At 44.6% G+C, this 327-nt stretch carries 1 protein-coding gene; it reads left to right on the top strand.

Features of this window, described 5'->3' with window-relative positions; genetic code table 11:
• Positions 1 to 327 (top strand): hypothetical protein (locus EXE10_RS21675; RefSeq protein ID WP_165383070.1); only part of this gene is annotated, 327 nt, incomplete at both ends.

Below are 327 nucleotides of genomic sequence, written 5' to 3'. Positions count from 1 at the left end.
GCGGGTAATGAAAGCGATCCAAGCCCAGCATTAACATTGACTGTGAACACAACAGCGCCAACAGCCCCAATATTAACGCTAGCTGAAGATACAGGTCTTGCAGATGGTATTACTTCTAATGACACCGTAAATGTAACTGGTTTAGAGCCAGGTGCTACATGGGAATACAGAACCGATGGTGGTGCTTGGTTGCCAGGAGGCAGTAGTACAAGTTTTAACTTACCTGAAGGAAAATACACTGCCGGACAAGTAGAAGTTCGACAAACTGATGCTGCGGGTAATGTAAGCCAAGTAGGTCAATTACCAGCGACTACAATAGATAAAACA

Origin of the sequence: Acinetobacter sp. WCHAc060033, from assembly GCF_004209125.1 — a bacterium.
Classification (GTDB): Bacteria; Pseudomonadota; Gammaproteobacteria; order Pseudomonadales; family Moraxellaceae; genus Acinetobacter; species Acinetobacter wuhouensis.
This window is presented reverse-complemented; position numbering and strand designations above follow the sequence as displayed.